Here is a 20,987-nt window from a genome sequence, read left to right as displayed (position 1 = left end):
TTTTTGTGTTTCTATACAATATGTCTTTTGTAAATAAATGTGATTGGGTCTGTATTAGGCAATACTTGAGCTAGGGGAAGGAATCTATTCGCTTGAATGAAGTTTTAATTTTGTAATTACAGTTACTTCCTTTGGACAAGTCCATTATAATAGTTGTAAGAAACGAAGAAAGGTGAGGAGACAAAAGGTCAATTCCCTTTTTCGGTGAAACTCTTAAAGGATGGATTACTATGTACCTAACAATAAAAGAAACAGCTGAATTTCTTGAGCTTCCAGAATCATATGTTGAGAGCCTCATAACTCAAAGAAAAATCCGTGCTGTTCATGATGGGGAACAGTTTTTAGTTAATAAGGAGCAGTTTACAACTCATCTAGATCAAATGGAGAAGTATAAAGAGTTGGTGGAAGAAATATTGAATACTCCTATACCAGAGGATATTGATGTGAAGGATGAAGATTAACATGACAAGAGGTGTCTACTTTGGAAAATGTAGTATCATTTAGTATCATCGGTGGCTCTGGTTTTCGTGCACAGTTTTACTTAAGAATAGCAAAGCAACTTCCACATATGTTTCGTGTTAGTGGCATGGTAGTACGAGACGAAGACATTGGCAAAAAGTTAGAACAGAGATGGAATGTTACGACATATAGAAACGTAGAAGAGCTACTGGAAAATGAATCACCAGAATTTGTGGTGTTATCTGTTAGCAAATCAATAAGCACTACATATCTAATTAAACTAAGCGAAATGGGGATTCCAGTTTTAGCGGAAACGCCTCCTGCATCTGATCTTGAAAGCCTTGTTGAATTATATGAAAAAGTTAGTAAAACGAGTGCGAAAGTACAGGTTGCGGAGCAATACCATTTACAACCAAATCATGCTAGCAGACTTTCTGTAATAAAGTCAGGACGAATAGGAAATATTTCAGAAACTACTGTGTCCATATCTCACTATTATCATGGTGTTAGCTTAATTCGAAAGTATTTAGGAATAGGCTTTGAAAACTGTGTAATTAAAGGGATGAAATTTCACTCTCCGATTATTGGAGGACCTGGTCGAAGTGGTCCACCAAAGAAGGAGCAGCACATAACAGTTCAAAGAGATATGGCTTGGCTTCAATTTGGTGGAAAACTAGGAGTTTATGATTTCACGAAGGATCAGCATCGTTCATGGATAAGATCTAATCATGTGAGTATTCGCGGAGAACGAGGGGAAATCTTCGATGACTCTGTTAAATACTTACTAGATTATAAAACACCCATATATTCAGATTTAAAAAGAATTTCTAGAGGAGAAAAGGAAAATCTAGAAGGGTATTATCTTGAAGGGGTTTTGTTAGGGGAAAGTTGGCTATATCGAAATCCTTTTGCTCCAGCACGTCTATTTGATGATGAAATTGCAATTGCTACCTGCCTGAAAAAAATGGGGGAGTTTGTAGCAGGAGGACCTTCTTTTTATAGTTTAGCAGAGGCATCCCAAGATCAATATATAGGATTAATGATAGAAAAGGCAATACACACAGGGGAAACTATTTCTACGATAGAACAGCCTTGGGCTAGAATTGAAGGTGGGATATCCTAATGGCGTGGCATTATGTTCATTATCATTCAGTTATGAAGGGAATCCAGTTTGCGATCTTTACCACCAAGTGAAAGGTTATCGACATACATGGGATTTCTGGGATAAAAACTTCACCAGTTCTTTAAGAGGATCAGAAATAAGGAAGTAAGATCAAATTCATGGTAAATAGAGGGATTTATTTTCGCTCCTTTTATTACCAAATAAGAGAATAACCTACTATTTGCAGGATATTAGGTATTTTATATCGAAATTTGTTATTACATAATTATCTGAATATTTTTAAGGGCCAGACTATGAGAGTCTTTAGGGGGGATGTAATAATGAATAATCATGATGAGATAGATCAAAATTCATTATTTATGCAAGCATTTCATTTCGCTCCAATTGGAATGGCAATAGTGAGTTTAGAGGGAAAAGTTATCAAGGCGAATGCTTCATACCTTTCCATTTTTGGCTATACGGAAGAAGAATTATCTAAAATGACTTTTGCAGAGTATAGCTATCATGAGGATTTATCGAAAGATACTACATATATGAATGAGTTGCTTGATGGGAAAAAAGATGCATATCAATTTGAAAAAAGGTTTTATCATAAAGAAGGCATCATTGTTTGGGTATTGCTAAGTGTCTCTATTGCAAGAAATGAACATGGGAAACCGTTGTACTTTATCTCTCAACTTAAGGATATAACAGAACAGAAAAATACAGAAGTAAAGTTGCTTGAAATGGGTAAACAATTCGAGATAATAACAGAAAACTCATTGGACATCATCTCCATCCATCGCCCAAACCATGAATATGTGTTTGTATCATCAGCGTGTACAAGACTCCTAGGGTATGAGCCTTTTGAGATGTTAGGGAAAACTCCTTTTTCTTTTTGTCATCCTGATGATCTACCTAGTGTTTACGAGAAACAAAAACGAAAATTACAAGGTGATATAATAGAAAAATTTAGTTTTCGCTTACGATGCAAAGATGGGGGTTATCGTTGGTTTGAAACGACCGGTGGAGTGATAACAGATGAAAAAGAGGAACTTCTATACACCATTGCTTTCACACGAGATATTAACGATAGAAAACATACTGAAATTCAATTAAAAGAAAGCGAAGAAAGATATAGATCCTTGTTTGATTACCATCATGATCTCATATATTCATTAGATCTTGATGGTAACTATATATCGGTAAATCAATCTTTTGTAGAAAAGTCTGGTCTTCCAAAGTCAGAGATATTGAATAAATTTAATTTCCGTGATATTGTCGAACCTAGTTTTTTAAATAAGGTGGAGAATCATTTTGAGGAGGCGAAAAAAGGAAGAGTTCAGATGTATGAAATGAATGCAATTAATACGAATGGTGATATCCTTATTTTTGATGTGACGAACATTCCTATTATTGTAGATGAGAAGGTTGTAGGTGTATATGGCGTAGCCCGAGATATTACCGAGAAGAAAATAGCAGAAAGAGAACTACAAGTAACAAAAAATCAGCTTGAATCCTTTTATGATAATAATATTGACTCAATTATTATTTACAATGAGGAAGGTAAGTTGAAGAAAGTTAATAAAGCCTTTGAACGAATATTTGGTTGGAAAGAGCAAGAATTAGTAGGAATGAATTTTTATGAGCTTCCCATTAACCCGAAGGAAAGTGTTAATCTTATTAAACAAAATACGGAAATAATTAAGCAAGGTGGATCTGTTAATAGTATAGAAACGTTAAGAATAAGGCGAGACGGTAGTAGTATCCATGTTGATATCTCAGGATTTCCAATTATAAATGATGATGGAAGTATAATTGCATGGGCGGTAATTATAAGAGATATTACAGAGGCAAAGCTAGCGGAAGAGATGCTGAGAAACTCTGAAAAACTTTCCATAGCTGGTCAATTAGCAGCAGGAATAGCCCATGAGATTCGTAACCCAATGACTACGATTAAGGGTTTTATTCATTTAATGAGATCTGGGTATAAAAGAGAAGAAAGGTTTTATGGGATTATTACATCGGAAATAGAACGTATTGAATCTATCATAAGTGAATTACTTATTCTCTCAAAGCCACAAAAGGTTACCTATAAGAGGACTAATATTGTATCTTTACTGTCAGAAATCCAGCTGTTATTAGAAACAGAAGCAATATTAAAAGACGTTCATTTTATTGCGGATTTTGACACGAGTAATTCCTATGTCTATTGTGAAGAAAATCAAATTAAACAAGTGTGTATCAATTTTATTAAAAATGCAATTGAAGCAATGCCTGATGGTGGAACACTGGTTATGAAGCTTTGCAGTGAAAATAAAAAGGGAGTATCTATTTCCTTTATTGATGAAGGGTGTGGTATTTCTTCAGATATATTGGAACGATTAGGAGAGCCTTTTTACACTACAAAAGAAAAAGGAACAGGTCTAGGCTTTATGGTTAGTAAAAAAATTATTGAACGTCATGGTGGTTATGTGAAGGTTGAAAGTACGTTACATGTTGGAACGAAAGTGGAGATTTTTTTGCCACTAGCTGAATATTCTCCGAGTAGGAAAACGATAGCGCATTAGTATTTCTACCCTGAAAATACGTAATCTCAATTGGTGGTTAACTTATCTAGTATTCCTAATATTGTTGGTTTGTATACCATTCGCTCCAGTCCACTCCTTTCCTGTGGGGAGTTGCCGAGCCACCTTCACGACTACGTCGCTACGGTGTCTCGCCTCTACTCTACTTCCCACTGGAGTTCGTGGACTTACGCTCATTCCATATAAAGTTGATGTTACTTAATCATCTAATAATGTATTTTCATCCGCCATGGTGAAAATGTTCACTTTCATGGAAGTCTACCCTGAACATATCCTATCTCATTGGTAGTTAATTTATCTTGAATAACTAACTTGGTTGGTTTGTGTAATGTAATTTTATAGCATGGAGGAGTATTTTTGAAAAGAAAACCAATTTATGTAGAAACGTCTATTGATGGAACAATTTCTGATGTGTGGAAATACACGCAAGAACCGGAGTTACACGAAAGGTGGGATCTTCGTTTTTCTAGTATCACCTATTTACCAAAAGAAGATGGGATACAACCATTTTTATATAAAACAAATATAGGTTTTGGTATGTCAATTGAAGGCGAAGGGAGGAGTAGAGGCTCCAAACAACTTCAAGATGGATCTAGATTATCCACCTTGGAATTTGGTACAGACCAAAGTATTTCATTAATTAAGAAAGGTAGCGGCTTTTGGAAATATGAAGAGAAAGAAAAGGGAATTCGCTTCTATACAAAATATGATTATGACACTCGTTTTGGTTTTGCTGGTGCTTTGTTTGATCGTGTGATTTTCCGTCCTCTTATTGGTTGGGCAACAGCTTGGAGCTTTGACTCGTTAAAGCTATGGATTGAAAAAGGAACACCTCCTGAGCAGTCCATAAGACGCCTTATCACCAATATGCTTATTTGTTTCGTTCTAGCTTTCATATGGATATATCAAGGTTTAATTCCCAAAGTGCTATTTCCCCACACAGGAGAAATTCAACTTTTACAGGAAGCGGGAGTGTTTACGGGAGTGGAACATTACGCTGTAAGAGTGATTGGAATACTAGAGATCATAGTAGGTTTATTATTTCTGTTACCCATAAAAAAAAGACTACTGTTTATATTATCGAGCTTGTTTGTTTTACTTCTAGGATTAGGAGCATTATTTACGAATCTAGATATATATCTTCTTCCTTTTAATCCAGCTACGCTTAATATAGCAATGGTTGTGTTAGGAGTTGTTGGTATTATAAATGAAGTTGATTTACCAATAGCAAGAAATTGTATTCGGAGGGCACAAAAATGACTTCCATTTATGAAAAAGAGCTAGGAGATGACTTTAGTAAGCTACACCCCCTTTTACAAAAAAAGTTCTCGTTGTTTAGTGAATCAGGACAATATGCTATTGGTAGAGGAACAATGACATTAATAGAAGGAGGAATATTTTTATTAAAACCATTATTTTTACTAGCAACGAAACGGAATCTCTTATTCCCAGAAAGAGGGGAGAATGTCCCCTTTTCAATCATTAATTTCGCATATAAAGATCCATATGGGCGGGAAACAGTTTCGTGGGTCCGACGATTCGGTTTTCCAAAGAAGACGAGAGCATTTGATGCCACAATGGTCTACAGTGAGAAGAGAAAAGGAATAATCGACTATTTAGGTAATCGCCAAGGATTAGTATCACCGTTATTTTTTCGAGTAACAAAAACTGGAGGGTTAGAGATTACTTCTGATCGGGCGTACTTTGTATATAAAGGGAAACGAGTTGTTGCACCGAAATGGGCTTCCCCTTATGCAACAATTTGTGAGGAAGTAAACAAAGAAAACGGGGAAATTACAATACATGTACTAGTGGAACATCCTGTATTCGGTAAACTAGTGGAGTATAAGGGGAGTTTTAAGTTATCTTTCGCTACACTATCCGAATTAAAAAATATAGATAGTTTGTATCCAGTAAGATATTCAGAGCAGGAGTAGGTGTAGATGCAAAAACGACTAAGTATCCAATCATGTTTAGGGGCATTTCTATGGATTATGATAATGATTATTTTTTCTATCGAGCTTATTGAATCATTGCTCGCTTTTTCATTTTTAATACTTGTTCCATTTGCTCTAAAAATTACTTCCAGTGGATTAGAAAACGAGTTTATTTATAAGTTGTTTCAGGTTACAATTTTATTGCAAGTACCAGCTGCGTTACTCGGTTCAATAAGTTTGGTGATGGCACCTGGAGTGCTTTCTGGCGTGTTTGCGATAGGTTGGCTGGCTTATACAGTATTGTTAGGCATTTATGGTGTAAGTAGATTGATATATAGGGGTCTCTCTCCATTAGAAGAAACGATGATAGATGGGGCTTTTATTTATACAATCTTAGGTGGAGGGTGGCTTGTGCTCCATCGTTTTGCCGTAGAAGGATTACCATTTCCGTCCGTAATTGTATTATTAACAGCCATTCATTTTCATTATTCTGCATTTATTCTTCCGATTTTTACAGGACTGTTAGGAAGATACTTTTATCGTAACGATATAAAGCTTCGAGGACTTACCTTTATCATGATCTCTGTTTTGGCTGGTCCTATGATCGTTGCAGCAGGTATTACATTTGGAGGCTTTGCCGAGTTCCTCTCTGTGGTTTTCTATGTTGGTGTTTTGTATTGGCTCAGTGTTATTACAATATGGTACATGCTGAAAGGAAAAGGGTCTCGACTAGGTAGATTTTGTGTGGGGGTTTCTTCGATTTGTTTAGTGGGAACTATGACTTTATCCTTTTTATACAGCTATGGAATCACCTTTGGTCCATTCTTATTAACGATTCCTGATATGGCGCTTTTTCATGGTGTAGGCAATGCGTTTGGGTACGCTTTTGTTGGGATCATAGGTTGGTTTATGTTAAATGTAAAACCTCGAGATCAGTATTATTCAATACCCATAAGTCGTATGAGAGAAAGAAGGCTGGACCCTAGCTTTGTTAAAGGGGATTCGTACGTTACCTGTTTGATAGATAGTATAGAAGAATTCAAAAGTGATGAGTTTGATCCTCTCCTAGTACACCCTAGTATTCAGCGATTTTATGAAGATACAACAAAATTTCGGCTTGTAGCTACAACAACTTGGCATTGTGGATTTCGAATGCTATCCAAGCTATATCATAAAATCACAGGAGATATTGGGCAGCTTCATTTACAGCCGTACTTAAAGGATGAACAAGAGCAGGAGATGACAGGTACGATTCACGCTATAAAGCAAGAGCTGGATGGACGGGTGAAACCCCGTGTGTGGTGGCGACAAGATAAGGAAACAGATAAAACAATATTTTTTGCTATTTATTCCCACCACGATCATCAAGATAAGCGGTATATGAATATTGCTTTGCCATTGCCTAAATCTGTTATGACCGGTATTTTACGTGTGGAGAACGATGAAGATAATGGTCTCATTTTAACGAGTAAAAAGACCACAAACTACTGTGGTCATGCGGGTATATATCTAACAATAAAGAAAGTAACTAGTAGACTTCCTATGGAAGAATCGTTTCATATTCAAGTGTCCAGTGAAGGGAAGTTAACAGCGAAACATGACCTGACATTTTTCGGCTTTCGTTGCTTAACGATAAACTATAAGATATTTCCTATGAAAAATAATTAATTCCATAAGTCGGAAATGAAATTATCTATTCCAACAGCATCATTTTCTTGAAAAGCGACGAGTAGTTCCTCACTAGATAGTTTGAGGAGCAGTCGCTTTTTTTCATCAGAGTCTCCAACTGTTTCTATTATTTCTTTTCTTAGTTCACCAATTATCTTTAGGTAAGGTTCGTATTCTGGTCCGAAAAGAGCTTCCACCTTCTGTTTTATGTTTTTCGTCACTAAAGGGCTGGTTCCTGTAGTGGAAATGGCTATTTGTAGTGGACCGCGTTCTACCACACTAGGTAGAAAAAAGTTGCTCAATTGCTGATCGTCAACAATGTTTAAAAAGGGTACCGAATCGACGGATTCTTTATATATTTCCATATTGATAGCTTTACTATTTGTTGCAGCCACAACCAAAAAAGCCCCTCGTGTATCGTCCTTTTGAAACATACGTTTTTCGTACGTACATTGATCGATAATCTCTTTTAATCCACTACACAATTCAGGACTAATTACTTTAACATGACATTTAGCATGTAATAATGAGATAACTTTTCTTGCTGCAACCTTTCCCCCGCCAATAACAACACAATCTTTATTTGCTAGCTTTACCATGCAAGGAGTGAAGTTAGACAAAGGAATCCACCTCCGCTTGAAGCCAAGAACTTACTAACGGATGAGGAAGATATGATTTTCCGTTGTAAAAATGAGGAATACCTTCAAGCTTTTCAGGAATTTTCTTAGAAGTATAAAATCCTTCACTTAAAAAAACAGGGACAGCTACAATATTTTTACCGCCGTTATCACTTAGCTTGGTCGCTTCTGTTGAAATCGTAGGTGGTAAGATGGTACCAAACCCAGCTTTTGAAAAACCAAATATAGTAGTAAAATGATCTACCATTTTTTGCAAAGTTTCCTCCCAAAAAGGCTGGAAATAAGCACGGTCACTACCATGAGCAACTAAAAGTAAACTTTCTTCCTTTGGATTTTTACTCAATTCCTTTATGCGTTCTTGCAAGACTTCTAGAATCAATGGATGATCATCCATTGCATTTCCCCAGATGATTTCTGCTTGTGGATGTACTAGTGGAAGGTCTGTCTCCAGTATGGGTTCTTCTGTTACTCCTAAAGAATATTTAATTTCATCTAAGTGAGTGCTACCAGAGGAAACGAAAAATGGAATAACATATATTTGCTCTACATCTTGTTTTTCTAATCTGCGAACACCATCAGAAATACTACGACCTTCCACTAGCTCTAAATATCCAACTGTAATTGGAATGTTGATTTCTAAGTTTGAAATAGATTGCTCAATAAACTCAACCCACCTTGAATTACGAGACCCATGAGCTACTACTAAGATTCCTTTGTTTTTTTGATGATTTACTGTTATTGGTTTCATTGTTTTCACCTTCCGTACTTAAGCATGAGCTAATTTTACCATAGACGCTCCCTTTTCTTGAAACCATGCAAGTTTGTCACGTAATTTCACCACTTCACCTACCACAATAATTGCAGGGGAGCGAAACTGTGCCTCTTCCACTTTTCTTACAATGTCTTGTAATGTTCCTACTAAAGTTTCTTGTTCCTCTGTTGTGCCCCAACGGACTAATGCTACTGGAGTATTAGGTGATCTTCCATGTTTTGTCAATTGCTCTTGTATCATTCCTATATTTCCAACGCCCATATAAAATACAAGGGTATCTATGGACGTTGCAAGTTTATCCCATTGGATATCTTTTCGAACCTCATCTGTGCGCTTATGTCCTGTAATAAAAGCACAGGAAGAACTGAAATCTCGATGAGTTAAAGGAATACCCGCGTAAGTAGATGCTGCAATACCAGAGGTGATACCTGGAACAATTTCAAAGGAAATCCCATTTTCTACACAAAACTCCGCTTCTTCCCCAACTCTACCAAAAATACTAGGATCTCCGCCTTTTAATCGGACAACGGTTTTTCCTTGTAGAGCGTGGCTTACTAAGATCTTATTAATCTCTTCTTGAGGAATAATATGTCGGTCAGGAAGCTTGCCGCAATACACCAATTTCACTAATGGTTTTGCATAATCTAGTAACTTTTTGTTTACTAGTCGATCATATACAATCACATCGGCAGCCTTTATCGCATTTGCACCTTTTACAGTAATTAAATCAGGATCACCAGGACCCGCACCAACAAGATATACTTTCCCTGTATTCATTGTAATTTCCCCCTTACAGGATGTGAACTAGTTTATGTGAAGTAGATAGACTTCGTTTATTGTCAATCTACGGCTTCATGAACAAGATCATTATTTTTGAGTGGATTTTTGACGATAAGCGGTGAAATAGTAACAGAACATACCTTAAAAGCAGGCATCTTGCAAAAAGGATCTAGCAAAGGTTTTATCACCCTATTAATACATTGAGAGTCTCCCCAATGAAAGGGAGCGAAGATTGTATCTTTGCGAATAGTTTCTGTAAACTTACTTCGAATAACCATGGTTCCTTGTGGTGAACGAAGCTCCACTAATTCACCATCTTGAATGTTATACCGAAAGGCAGTATCGGGGTGAACCTCTAACAACGGTTCTTTTGCTCGTTTTAGTAGTTCAGAACTTCGTCTTGTTTGAACTCCCGTTAAATAGTGCTCCATGAGTCTTCCTGTAGTTAATGAAAGTGGATAGCTTTCATTTGATTTCTCTACTATAGCCCGTTGGAGTGGATAAAACAATGCTTTCCCATCTCCGTGGACAAACGTATCGTCAAATAATCGTGAGGTACCATGATGATTTTCGTCTGGACAGGGCCAAAAAATCCCTTGTTCTCTTATACGATTGTACGTTATTCCGTAATAGTCCGCAATTCCGCCTTTGCTTGCAATTCGAAGTTCGTTAAAAATATCTTCCGCAGATTCATATGAAAAGTAGGATTGATACCCAAGAGTGCCAGCTAAGTCACGTAAGATTTCCCAATCATGTTTTGCTTCGTCGGGTTTTGGACGTTCAGCTTGGCGTAACACAACTCGGCCTTCTAAGTTCGTCATGGTACCTTCATCCTCAAGGTAACTAGAAGAAGGCAGGATTAAATCTGCTAATCTTGCAGTTTCAGATATAAACATATCAACAACAACAAGGAATTTTAGTTTTTGTAATGCCTTTTCTACTAAAATAGCATTGGGATTAGATACAACGGGATTGGAAGCCATAATGAACATTCCTTGTATTTCTCCCTCATCCACTTTTTCCATCAGTTCGTAAGCCGAAACTCCTTTACGTGGTAAGGTGGTTTCTTCCACTCCCCATACGTCAGCGATATACTTTCGATGTTCATCGTTTTCAATGGATCGATAACCAGGAAGTTGATCTGCTTTTTGCCCATGTTCTCTTCCACCTTGACCATTTCCTTGACCTGTAATCGCACCATAGCCACAAGCGTATTTTCCTATTTTTCCTGTAGCTAAAACTAGGTTAATAAACTGACGAACATTTTCGTAGCCATTTGCATGTTGTTCTACACCACGTGCTGTAAAGATGAATCCTGTTTCAGCTTTTCCGTAGGCAAGAGCAGCTTGAGTAATTTGATCAACAGGCACGCCAGAAAGAGCTGCCATTTTTTCTAGATCGATTGAATCCAAATCATGTTTTACCGTTTCAAAATCATTCGTACGGTTTTCAATAAACTCCTTGTTAATTAAACCCTTTTCATAGATTACCTTCAACATACCGTTTGCCACAGATGAATCCATACCTGGCTTTACTTGCAAATGTAAATCAGCTAACTTAGAGGTACCTGTGACTCGTGGATCGATTACGATGATAAAGGCACCGTTCTTTTTCGCTTTTCGAAAATAAGGCATGATCGTAGGTTGGCAATCTGCAATATTTGTTCCTGCAAGTATAATACATTTTGCATCAGGGATTTCTTCTAAACTGTTGGTTAAGCCACGATCTATTCCGAATGCAGCATTTCCAGCTGATGCAGCAGCACTCATGCAAAATCTTCCATTATAATCGATATGCTTCGTTTTTAAGGCCACTCTAGCAAATTTCCCTAGAAGGTAAGCTTCTTCATTCGTTAACGAGCCACCACCATATACTCCGATTGCGTCGTTACCAAATTCGCTTTGGATTTCATTAAATTGAGCTGCAATGTATTCATTAACTAACTCCCAAGGTACTCTCACAAATTCTCCATCTATTTTTAGGAGAGGGTGGGTTACACGTTCTCCGTTGATGACATGCTGGTGAGCGTTAACCCCTTTCATGCATAAACGTCCTTGGGAAGTTGGATCGAGTTTATTTGGTTTTGCTTTAAAACGTTTCCGTGTAATAATTCGTTCTTCTGTTAATTCCATGGAGCATTGAACACTACAATAAGGGCATTGCGTTGACATCACTTTTTCTGTACTTTTTTCAAGTTGTTCGGAACGGAAATGTTTCAGAAAATCACTCAATTTATCTCACACCTTTTCCTGTGATAGATGCTGTCTTTATATAAGGACGTATACAATGTCATTTATTACTTCTACTGTGTATGTTTTTACGCATCCATCATCAGGCTTTTGAACTTCCCCTGAGGTAACATCAATTTTCCAATCATGTAATGGACAAAAAACATACTCGCCACTCACAATTCCTTGAGATAGTGGACCTTGTTTATGTGGACATCGATTTTCAATTGCTTTAATCTTGCCGTTTGATAATCGAAATAGTGCTATTTCGTGTTCCCCGATGATAACTTCTTTCCCAACTTGAAGAGGAAGATCGTTTAGATGAGCAACTTGAATCTTTTGTTTTTCTTCTACTTTACTCATGTTTTCAGCCCCTTTGTAAACTGTGATTCTTCTGCCACTGGCGGAAGATATATTAAGCTATTTTGTTTTGTCTACCTGAAAATACGTGTATCAGACTAATATGGAATACTCACATTGTTGGTTGGTATTCCATTCGCTCCAGTCCACTCCTTTCCTGTGGGGAGTTACCGAGCCTCTGCTCTGCTTCCCACAGGAGTTCGTGGACCTGCGCTCATTCGATATAAAGTGAGGAGTACTAATATGCTTCATAACGTATTTTCATTCTTTATGTGCAATTTCTCTATTGAATTACTTCCACTGCTTTGTTTTTGAATAGTTCTTCTGTGTGTTTTTCGTCTTCTATAATATCTTTCCACGGATCTTTCAATGGTGATAATGCAATTTCCATTCTCTCAATCAACTGTTTTCTCGTTTGGGAGTCTTCAAGAATGACAGATTTTATATGATCTAACCCCACGCGTTCTACCCAGTGAGAGGTTCTTTCTAAATAACGTGCATCTTCGCGATAGTATTGCAGGTATGCTGAAATCGTGTCTAACACTTCGCTCGTTGTTTTCACTTTACAGAGAAGTTCTGCTTCTCTTAATTGAGTTCCGCCATTTCCACCAACGTAGATTTCCCAGGCACCATCAACACCGATAATTCCAACATCCTTAATACTAGATTCGGCACAGTTTCTCGGACAGGCAGACACGGCCATTTTTACTTTATGTGGAGTATTCAATCGTTCATATTTCTTCTCAATTTCAATTCCTAGTCCAATAGAATCTTGTGTACCAAATCGACAGAAGTTTTCTCCTACGCATGTTTTAACTGTTCGAATGGACTTTCCATAAGCATATCCAGAAGGCATATCTAGGTCTTTCCAAACACTTGGTAAATCTTCCTTTTTAATTCCTAAAAGGTCAATTCTCTGACCACCAGTGACTTTAACAAGAGGTACGTTGTATTTATCTGCAACGTCTGCAATTTTACGTAGATCCTTCGAGTTTGTTACCCCACCATACATTCTAGGTACAACGGAGTAGGTTCCATTGTTTTGGATGTTAGCATGCATCCGTTCGTTTACAAAACGAGATTCACGCTCATCTTCGTAGTCAGTTGGACTTACCATTCCAAGGTAATAGTTTAGTGCTGGACGACATTTCGAGCAGCCTTCTTCTGATTTCCAACCTAATACGTTCATAACTTCTTTCGTGTGAGATAATCCTTTCTCCCGTATTTCAGCAACTACCTCTTCATGAGTTAAATCAGTACAAGCACATACTGTTTCTTTTTCCTCTACGGCTTCGAACTCATCCCCAAGGGTACATGATAATACATCGCCTACTAGATTTTTACATGTACCACAGGACCGGGAAGCGTTCGTACAATCCCGAATCTGTCCAACAGAAGTAAGACCGTTTTCTTTAATTGCAGTAACAATATCACCCTTAGAAACACCGTTACACCCACAAATGATTTCACTATCATCCATATCTGCTACAAGGTTGGTTGCACCTTGATCTGGAGATTGAAGAATACTAACCTCGCCCATTTCTGAAATGTCTGTTTGTTTATTAATCATGCTTAGCAAACGAGAACCTTCGGATGTTTCTCCAAATAGAACAGCACCAACGATACGATTGTCTTTTACAACTACTTTTTTATAAACACCCTTAAATTCGTCTTGTACACGAATGGCTTTGTAATTAGGATTATCGTTAAATTCTCCCGCGGAAAATACATTTACACCACTTACCTTCAATTTGGTAGAGAGAACCGATCCTTGATATCCAGAACCAGCATCTGTTTCACAAATCTTTTTAGCTAAAACTTTCCCTTGTTCGTATAACGGAGCCACAAGTCCATACACCATTTCACGATGCTCTGCACATTCGCCTACTGCGTAAATGTTAGGGGAGTTTGTTTGCATAAAGTCGTTTACAATAATTCCACGGTTCGTATCAATGTTACTTGCCTTGGCAACATCTACGTTTGGTTTGATCCCGACAGCCATAACTACAAGGTCAGCCTTCACTACTTTCCCACCTTTGAAAGCTACCTTTTCCACTCGATTTTTCCCAAGGATAGCTTCTGTTTGGTGGTTCATTAAAAAATTCATTCCTTGATTCTCAAGCTCTTTCTGTAGCATCGCAGAGGCTGTAGGATCTAATTGGCGTTCCATTAGATAATCTAAAATATGGACTACATCTACTTCCATTCCGAGGTTTAACAGCCCTCTAGCAGCTTCAAGACCTAGTAAACCACCGCCAATAACAACTGCTCGCTTATAATTATTGGAGGCACTTATCATTGCTTCACAGTCTTCAATATTCCGAAAAGCGATAACTCCTTCTTTATCAGCACCAGGCAGAGGAAGCATAAATGGATGTGAACCGGTTGCTAAAATAAGGTCATCATATTCCACCGCACGATCTTTGTCTGTTATAATTATTTTCTTTTCTTTATCGATTTTGACCACTGTTTCACTAGTAAAGAGTGTAATATTGTTGTCTTTGTACCAGTCATACGAGTTAAGTACGATATCATCTACCGTTGTGTCTCCCTGTAAGACAGAAGACAACATGATTCTGTTATAATTCGGATGTGGTTCCGAACCAAATACAGTGATATCGAAAAGATCAGGATCCACCTTTAAAATTTCTTCTAAGCATCGAATACCAGCCATTCCATTACCAACAAGAACTAGTTTTCTTTTCGTCATTAATACCCCTCCATGTTTATAGACTTAATCATGATTAAGTTTGTAGAGATTTTTTAGAAAACAGTAATTAAATCACTTGTTTACAGCAACCTTTTTCACTTCGAATTCTACTTCCGTATCTTTTATTGCGTTTGCTCTATCCACTGAAGATTCATAGTAATCATTAGCGAAGGAGTTCTCTGGCTCCTCTAACCAAAAGTAACAAATAACAAAACTTGCAAATGCTCCGCCAGCAAGGATGAAGAAAAACTGTTGTGGTGTAACAAAGGTATAGAGTGTTAAATAAATGGTGGAACCAACATTACCATAAGCACCAGCCATACCGGCTACCTGACCAGTAATTCGTTTTTTAATCATTGGAATGATGGCGAAGGTAGCACCCTCAGAGCCTTGAACGAATATAGATGTTAGAATGGTAAGTGCTACAGCTAGGATTAATGGCCAACCTGAATCAATAAAGCCCATACCGAGGAGACCAATGGTTATCCCAATCATATATATAAGCATTACTTTTTTTCGATTGCCCATACGATCGGACATAATCCCACCAAGAGGTCTTGCAATTAAATTGATAAAAGCAAAGGATGCAGCAATTAAACCAGCGGATGTTGCGGAAAGAGAGAATGTAAGCTGGAAGAACATCGGTAACATAGAGACGATTGCCAGCTCTGCACCGAAATTGGCAAAATAGGTACTATTTAAAGCTGCAACATTTTTAAAGTTATATTGATCGTCCTTTGGTACTCCTTTTCTTAAAATAGGAACGTTTACTTCTAATATTTTATAAACTTGGTAAACCATCACTGTTCCTATCACGGCGTAGGTAATATAAAGAACGGTGGAGGAGATGAATCCCATACCTTCTAATCTCCATGCGAGAACACCTAAAGCTCCCCCTAACGGAAGTGTCCATAAAATGAGTGAGATCATATCCTTCCATGTACTGACTTCCATAGCACCAGATTTTTTCGGTACAACAAATGCCTTCCCCTCTGGAGTGTCTTTAACAGAGAAGAAGTAAATCACTCCGTAAATGATACAAATGACACCTGTAAAGGCAATAGCAAAACGCCAGCCATTTTCTCCACCAAACATCGTAAGGGCAAACCAAGGAAGGAGCATTGCACCAGCTGCCGATCCGAAGTTACCCCAGCCTCCATAAATTCCTTCCGCGAAGCCAACATCTTTTGGAGGGAACCACTCAGCCACCATGCGAATTCCAATTACGAAACTAGCACCAATACTACTCAATAAAAGACGCGAAACCATTAACTGAGTCCATGAATCTCCAAAGGCAAACATGAACGTAGGAATAGACATAAGTACTAATAGACCAGAATAAACAACTCTAGGTCCAAAGCGGTCAATTAACATACCAATCACAATTCGAGCTGGAATAGTTAAAGCCACGTTAATAATTGCTAATGCCGCAATGTGGTCACCTGTAAGCCAATCGCTTGTTTCTAGCATCGTTGTTGCTAACGGAGCCATATTGAACCATGTGAAAAATGATATAAAAAATGCGATCCATGTAAGATGAAGAACTTTCATCTGTTCATTTTTGAATTTAAAAATATCTCTAATTTTCAAAGAAGATTCCTCCTTATTTCTTTTTTATTTATTTAGCTTTATTTGTATAGGTGTTAAATATATAAATTTGGAAAGTGAGTAAATGTAGTTCTTGTTTGCTATCTAACTTATCTGTGATTATGGCATAGGAAAAAGAGGAAATCAGCAAATGTGGAAGGAAACCTAACAAGTGTTGGTGCTGTCATGACGGGTGTTTAAGTGAGGGAAAGATTGTCTTGATAAGGATGTAAGCGGTTAATGATTTGTGTAAAAAAATTTATATTTTTCTGACAATATTTCGAGTACGGAAACTTTTTTGACAGAGGGGAGATGGCAGGGGGCTGGGTCAGGCGGCAAAAGAGGGGAGCAAGGTGGGGGTGGGATTTGCCGTATTTTGTAAGACGAGCATTAAAGTTGACTATCCGAGCATAAAAAGAGGGAAGCCAAGCATTAAATAGTTCAAGCCGAACATTAAATTGTGTGCTTTTTAAGCAGACGTAGATTTTGTGATTATATATTGAAGATAGTTTTCTGTGGAAGCACATAAGTTGCTTGATTGGAACATAGCAAAAGATAATTTGCTAACCCCTTTATGAAATCGCACAAAAAAGTGGTTGGATCGCACAGAAATCGCGAGGATCGCACAGAAACGTGGTTGGATCGCACAGAAATCGCGAGGATCGCACAGAAACGTGGTTGGATCGCACAGAAATCGCGAGGATCGCACAAAAAAGTGGTTGGATCGCACAGAAATCGCGAGGATCGCACAAAAGAGTGGTTGGATCGCACAGAAATCGCGAGGATGGCACAAAACAGTGTTCAGATCGCTCAGTAATGTGGAATAATCGTTAAAAAAAACAAAAAAAGTAGTCCCACAGTAAAAATAGGACCACCTTTGATCATTAGTATCTCAATTTATTCAAATCAAACGAAGGTACAAGTCCTTCTTTAGCAGCTCTTCCTAATAAAGCCTCTACTGCAGCGAAGCCGTCGTCTCCGAGGTTTTCTGTAAACTCATTTACATACAGTTCAATGTGAGCCTTTGCTACATCAGGAGACATTTCTTGGGCGTGCTCCATTACATAGTTTTGTGATTCTTCTGGATTTTTCCAGGCATATCGAACAGATTCTCGAACCCAGTTTTCAATAGAAGTAAGATCCAAAGAGCGGCGAGCGATAATCGCACCTAATGGTATTGGTAGACCAGTATCTGACTCCCACCAGTTACCAAGGTCGGAAACGAGAGATAGTCCATATTCCTGATATGTAAATCGTGCTTCATGGATTACGAGACCCGCATCGATTTTCCCATCACGAACGGCTGGCATGATTTCATGAAATGGCATAACAACAATTTCGCCAACTCCGCCGGGAACTTGCTGAGCCGCCCATAAACGGAATAGGAGGTAAGCTGTAGATTTCTCACTAGGAACGGCAACCCGTTTACCTTTTAAATCTGCTGGGCTTGTACTTTGATTACTTAACACAAGAGGACCGCAACCTCTTCCTAAAGCACCTCCACATGGAATTAACGCATAGTCATCTAAGACATAAGGCAAAGCAGCAAATGATATTTTCATGATTTCAGGAGCATCAGGTTTTACAGCTAAATTATTTGTTATATCAATGTCGGCATAGGTTACCTCTAGATCAGGGGCCTCTACCAACTTATTTACTGCTGCGTGGAAAACAAAGGTATCGTTCGGGCATGGGGAAAAATAAATGTTCATTATAATACCTCCTCTAATACAGAAAATGTGGTTTCTAACGACTGTAGAGCTTCTTTTAATTTCCATGCTTCTCTATTTCGTGGACCAACAGCATTAGAAATCGTTCGTATTTCTAAGACAGGAATTCCTTGAATGGAAGCGGCTGTTGCTACCCCGAAGCCTTCCATTGCTTCTGCAGTTGCTCCAGGATATTGCTTCGAGAGTAACTCAGCTGTTTCGGTAGTTCCAGTTACAGTTGATAAAGTCAGGATAGGACCTGATTGAACTTTGAGTCCTTGCGAAGAGAGAATCTTTGTAATCGTAGAAACAAGCTCAATATCAACAGATACGCGAGAAGATCCGAAACCTAATTCTTCTATTGGAAGAAAGCCTTCACTCGTTTCGGCACCGAGATCAGCGGAGATGATTTCCGTAGCAACAGCAACAGAAGTAACCTCTGCCATATTAGGGAAGCCACCTCCAATTCCTGCGCTAATTACTAAATCGTAATTCTCAAACGTTAGAGCAGTAGCTGTATTCGCAGCGGCTACAGCTGGTCCTACACCAGCTAGTTTCACATCATATCGATAATTATTTTTAATTCCTCTGGTAACTGCATCTTTTTCTGCATTTACTGCAGTCATTACGAGAATTCGCTTTTTAGGTTCCATAATATCGCCTCACATATTGTCACACTAGAGTAATAGTCATTACTACTATACCACTTTCTTTTTTATATGAAAAAAATTGAAGAGGATTGAAATGTAGTTTTGTTTTGGTAGATTTTATTAGCAAGTCGATTGCTAGGATGATAATGGTTGTCTACCCTGGAAATACGCGTATCAGACTATCTAGTGATACTAATTTTGTTGAATGATATTCCATTCACTTCATCCCACTCGCTGTCCTGTGGGCACAGAGTCATGTCACCATCCTGGTTCCGCTCTGCGGGGTCTCGCCTCTCCTCTACTTCCCACTAGTCTCGGGGCTTACATTCATTCCATATAATGACCCACAGTACTAAAACTACTTCATAACGTATTTTCATCCGCCTTGGTGAAAATTTTCGCCTACGTCGATTTCTCTGGAAAAAATATTTTCTGAACATTTTCACTTTTTTGCTGGAATTCCATTGACTTTCTTTTTTTATGATGTACCATTTAAATAAAATTGTAGTTTTTCTAACACAGTTGAGGTGTGGTATATATGAGATATGCATTTGCGAAAAGGGTTCGACATTTACAATCATCAGCAGTTCGCGATATTTTAAAAGTAGTAAGCAAAGGAAATGTGATTTCATTTGCAGGTGGTTTACCAGATGATGATTTATTTCCATTAGATGGTGTGAGAGAGGCGTTTGAGAAGACGTTTGAAACTGGAAAAAAGCCGTTGCAATACATTGAAACGGAAGGGTATATGCCATTACGAGAAATTTTAGTTGACCGGATGGCTATAAAGGGGATTGACACTTACACTCCAGAGAGTCTCTTATTAACAACAGGTTCTCAACAAGCCATTGATCTTTTCTCAAGGGTAATGTTTAATCCTGGAGATGTTATTTTAACGGAAAATCCAACCTATTTAGCTGCGCTACAGGTTTTTGAATCGTATGAAGCTAATGTTATTCCAGTAGAATCTGATGAGTTTGGTATGATAGAAGAGGATCTGGAACATAAAATTAGAAAGTATAAGCCTAAATGCATTTATGTGGTACCTACTTTTTCTAATCCTGCAGGAAAAGTGTGGTCCATGGAACGTCGAAATTTATTGGTCAGTCTAGCTCATAAGTATCATGTTATGATTTTTGAGGATGATCCATATGGAGATTTACAGTTTCATAGTAATGAAACGTACACTCCTATTGCAGCCCTTGATGATGGAACCCACGTGCTTTATACAAGTACGTTCTCGAAAACAGTAGTACCTGCTCTTCGAACAGGGTGGATTGCTGGTCCACATCAAATCATTCGAATTATGTCGCAAGCAAAGCAGGCTAACGACCTCCATTCTAATTCTTTGTCACAGCAAGCACTCTTTCATTTATGTCAAAACTTTGACCTAGATGCCCATATTAACAATCTCATTACTGTGTATCGTTCCAGGATGGAGATAATGTTAGAGGAGCTAGAGAAGGCTAAATTACCTGGGCTCACGTATGTTGTTCCAAAAGGTGGCATGTTTTTTTGGATCGAGTTAGATGAAAAGATGAATACAGGTGATCTTTTAAATGTAGCAGTGAAAAATGGAGTTGCTTATGTTCCAGGGGCCCCGTTTTACGTAGGTAAAAAAGTACAACAAAACGCAATGAGATTGAATTTTACACATTCTACTCCAGATAAGATAAAAAAAGGTATGGGAATATTAACTTCTGTAATTAAAGAACAGTATACAAAGGTGTAATTTGAATTAATATCAAAAATATAGGCTGTCACGAAAATGAGTCTTTTTTCATAACGTGACAGCCTTT

Annotated in this window: 16 protein-coding genes; 7 read left to right on the top strand and 9 right to left on the bottom strand. The window is 37.9% G+C overall.

Annotation, left to right across the window (positions count from 1 at the left end; genetic code table 11):
- Positions 1-230 precede the first annotated feature (230 nt).
- The 6 genes from ACERII_RS20710 (at position 231) to ACERII_RS20685 (ending at position 7,754) form a co-directional block, all read left to right on the top strand.
- Positions 231-461, top strand: a complete 231-nt coding sequence (locus ACERII_RS20710) for an excisionase family DNA-binding protein (protein WP_373644839.1) — start codon at positions 231-233, stop codon at positions 459-461.
- 20 nt (positions 462-481) lie between these two features.
- Positions 482-1,582 (top strand): Gfo/Idh/MocA family protein, encoded by a 1,101-nt coding sequence (locus tag ACERII_RS20705; RefSeq protein WP_373644838.1) that lies wholly within the window; start codon positions 482-484, stop codon positions 1,580-1,582.
- 320 nt (positions 1,583-1,902) lie between these two features.
- The gene (locus ACERII_RS20700; RefSeq protein ID WP_373644837.1) at positions 1,903-4,131 is read left to right on the top strand and encodes a PAS domain S-box protein; all 2,229 of its coding nucleotides are present in this window, start codon (positions 1,903-1,905) and stop codon (positions 4,129-4,131) included.
- Between the two features lie 375 nt (positions 4,132-4,506).
- Positions 4,507-5,409 (top strand): DoxX-like family protein, encoded by a 903-nt coding sequence (locus tag ACERII_RS20695; RefSeq protein WP_373644835.1) that lies wholly within the window; start codon positions 4,507-4,509, stop codon positions 5,407-5,409.
- Positions 5,406-6,086 (top strand): DUF4166 domain-containing protein, encoded by a 681-nt coding sequence (locus ACERII_RS20690; protein ID WP_373644833.1) that lies wholly within the window; start codon positions 5,406-5,408, stop codon positions 6,084-6,086. The genes ACERII_RS20695 and ACERII_RS20690 overlap by 4 nt, the downstream gene beginning before the upstream one ends.
- A gap of 6 nt (positions 6,087-6,092) precedes the next feature.
- The gene (locus ACERII_RS20685) at positions 6,093-7,754 is read left to right on the top strand and encodes a YndJ family protein (RefSeq protein WP_373644832.1); all 1,662 of its coding nucleotides are present in this window, start codon (positions 6,093-6,095) and stop codon (positions 7,752-7,754) included.
- Here the strand turns inward: ACERII_RS20685 and ACERII_RS20680 are convergent.
- The 9 genes from ACERII_RS20680 to ACERII_RS20640 all read right to left on the bottom strand — a co-directional run bounded on the left by ACERII_RS20680 (position 7,751) and on the right by ACERII_RS20640 (position 19,191).
- Entirely contained in the window at positions 7,751-8,374 is a 624-nt protein-coding gene (locus ACERII_RS20680; RefSeq protein ID WP_373644831.1) for a precorrin-2 dehydrogenase/sirohydrochlorin ferrochelatase family protein, read from the bottom strand. The two genes, ACERII_RS20685 and ACERII_RS20680, sit on opposite strands and share 4 nt — an antisense overlap.
- Positions 8,367-9,140: a sirohydrochlorin chelatase gene (locus ACERII_RS20675; protein ID WP_373644830.1), complete on the bottom strand. Its 774-nt coding sequence runs from the start codon at positions 9,138-9,140 to the stop codon at positions 8,367-8,369. The genes ACERII_RS20680 and ACERII_RS20675 overlap by 8 nt, the downstream gene beginning before the upstream one ends.
- Positions 9,141-9,158: 18 nt before the next feature.
- Entirely contained in the window at positions 9,159-9,941 is a 783-nt protein-coding gene (gene cobA / locus ACERII_RS20670) for a uroporphyrinogen-III C-methyltransferase (protein ID WP_373644828.1), read from the bottom strand.
- Between the two features lie 62 nt (positions 9,942-10,003).
- The gene (nasC, locus tag ACERII_RS20665) at positions 10,004-12,175 is read right to left on the bottom strand and encodes an assimilatory nitrate reductase catalytic subunit NasC (protein WP_483867434.1); all 2,172 of its coding nucleotides are present in this window, start codon (positions 12,173-12,175) and stop codon (positions 10,004-10,006) included.
- 36 nt (positions 12,176-12,211) lie between these two features.
- Positions 12,212-12,535, bottom strand: coding sequence for a nitrite reductase small subunit NirD (gene nirD / locus ACERII_RS20660; protein WP_373644827.1), 324 nt, complete (start codon positions 12,533-12,535; stop codon positions 12,212-12,214).
- Between the two features lie 280 nt (positions 12,536-12,815).
- The gene (gene nirB, locus ACERII_RS20655; protein WP_373644826.1) at positions 12,816-15,242 is read right to left on the bottom strand and encodes a nitrite reductase large subunit NirB; all 2,427 of its coding nucleotides are present in this window, start codon (positions 15,240-15,242) and stop codon (positions 12,816-12,818) included.
- 72 nt (positions 15,243-15,314) lie between these two features.
- Positions 15,315-16,832 carry a NarK family nitrate/nitrite MFS transporter gene (locus ACERII_RS20650; RefSeq protein WP_373644825.1) on the bottom strand — a complete coding sequence of 506 codons (1,518 nt, stop codon included), beginning with the start codon at positions 16,830-16,832 and terminating at the stop codon, positions 15,315-15,317.
- 881 nt (positions 16,833-17,713) lie between these two features.
- Positions 17,714-18,541, bottom strand: coding sequence for a 1,4-dihydroxy-6-naphtoate synthase (locus ACERII_RS20645; RefSeq protein WP_373644824.1), 828 nt, complete (start codon positions 18,539-18,541; stop codon positions 17,714-17,716).
- A complete protein-coding gene (locus ACERII_RS20640) occupies positions 18,541-19,191 on the bottom strand; it encodes a futalosine hydrolase (RefSeq protein WP_373644823.1) in 651 nt (216 codons plus the stop codon). The genes ACERII_RS20645 and ACERII_RS20640 overlap by 1 nt, the downstream gene beginning before the upstream one ends.
- Positions 19,192-19,726: 535 nt before the next feature.
- Between ACERII_RS20640 and ACERII_RS20635 the strand changes: the two genes are divergently transcribed.
- The gene (locus tag ACERII_RS20635; protein WP_373644822.1) at positions 19,727-20,920 is read left to right on the top strand and encodes an aminotransferase-like domain-containing protein; all 1,194 of its coding nucleotides are present in this window, start codon (positions 19,727-19,729) and stop codon (positions 20,918-20,920) included.
- Positions 20,921-20,987: the final 67 nt, after the last annotated feature.

The organism is Evansella sp. AB-rgal1, from assembly GCF_041820985.1.
GTDB lineage: Bacteria > Bacillota > Bacilli > Bacillales > Salisediminibacteriaceae > Evansella.
This window is presented reverse-complemented; position numbering and strand designations above follow the sequence as displayed.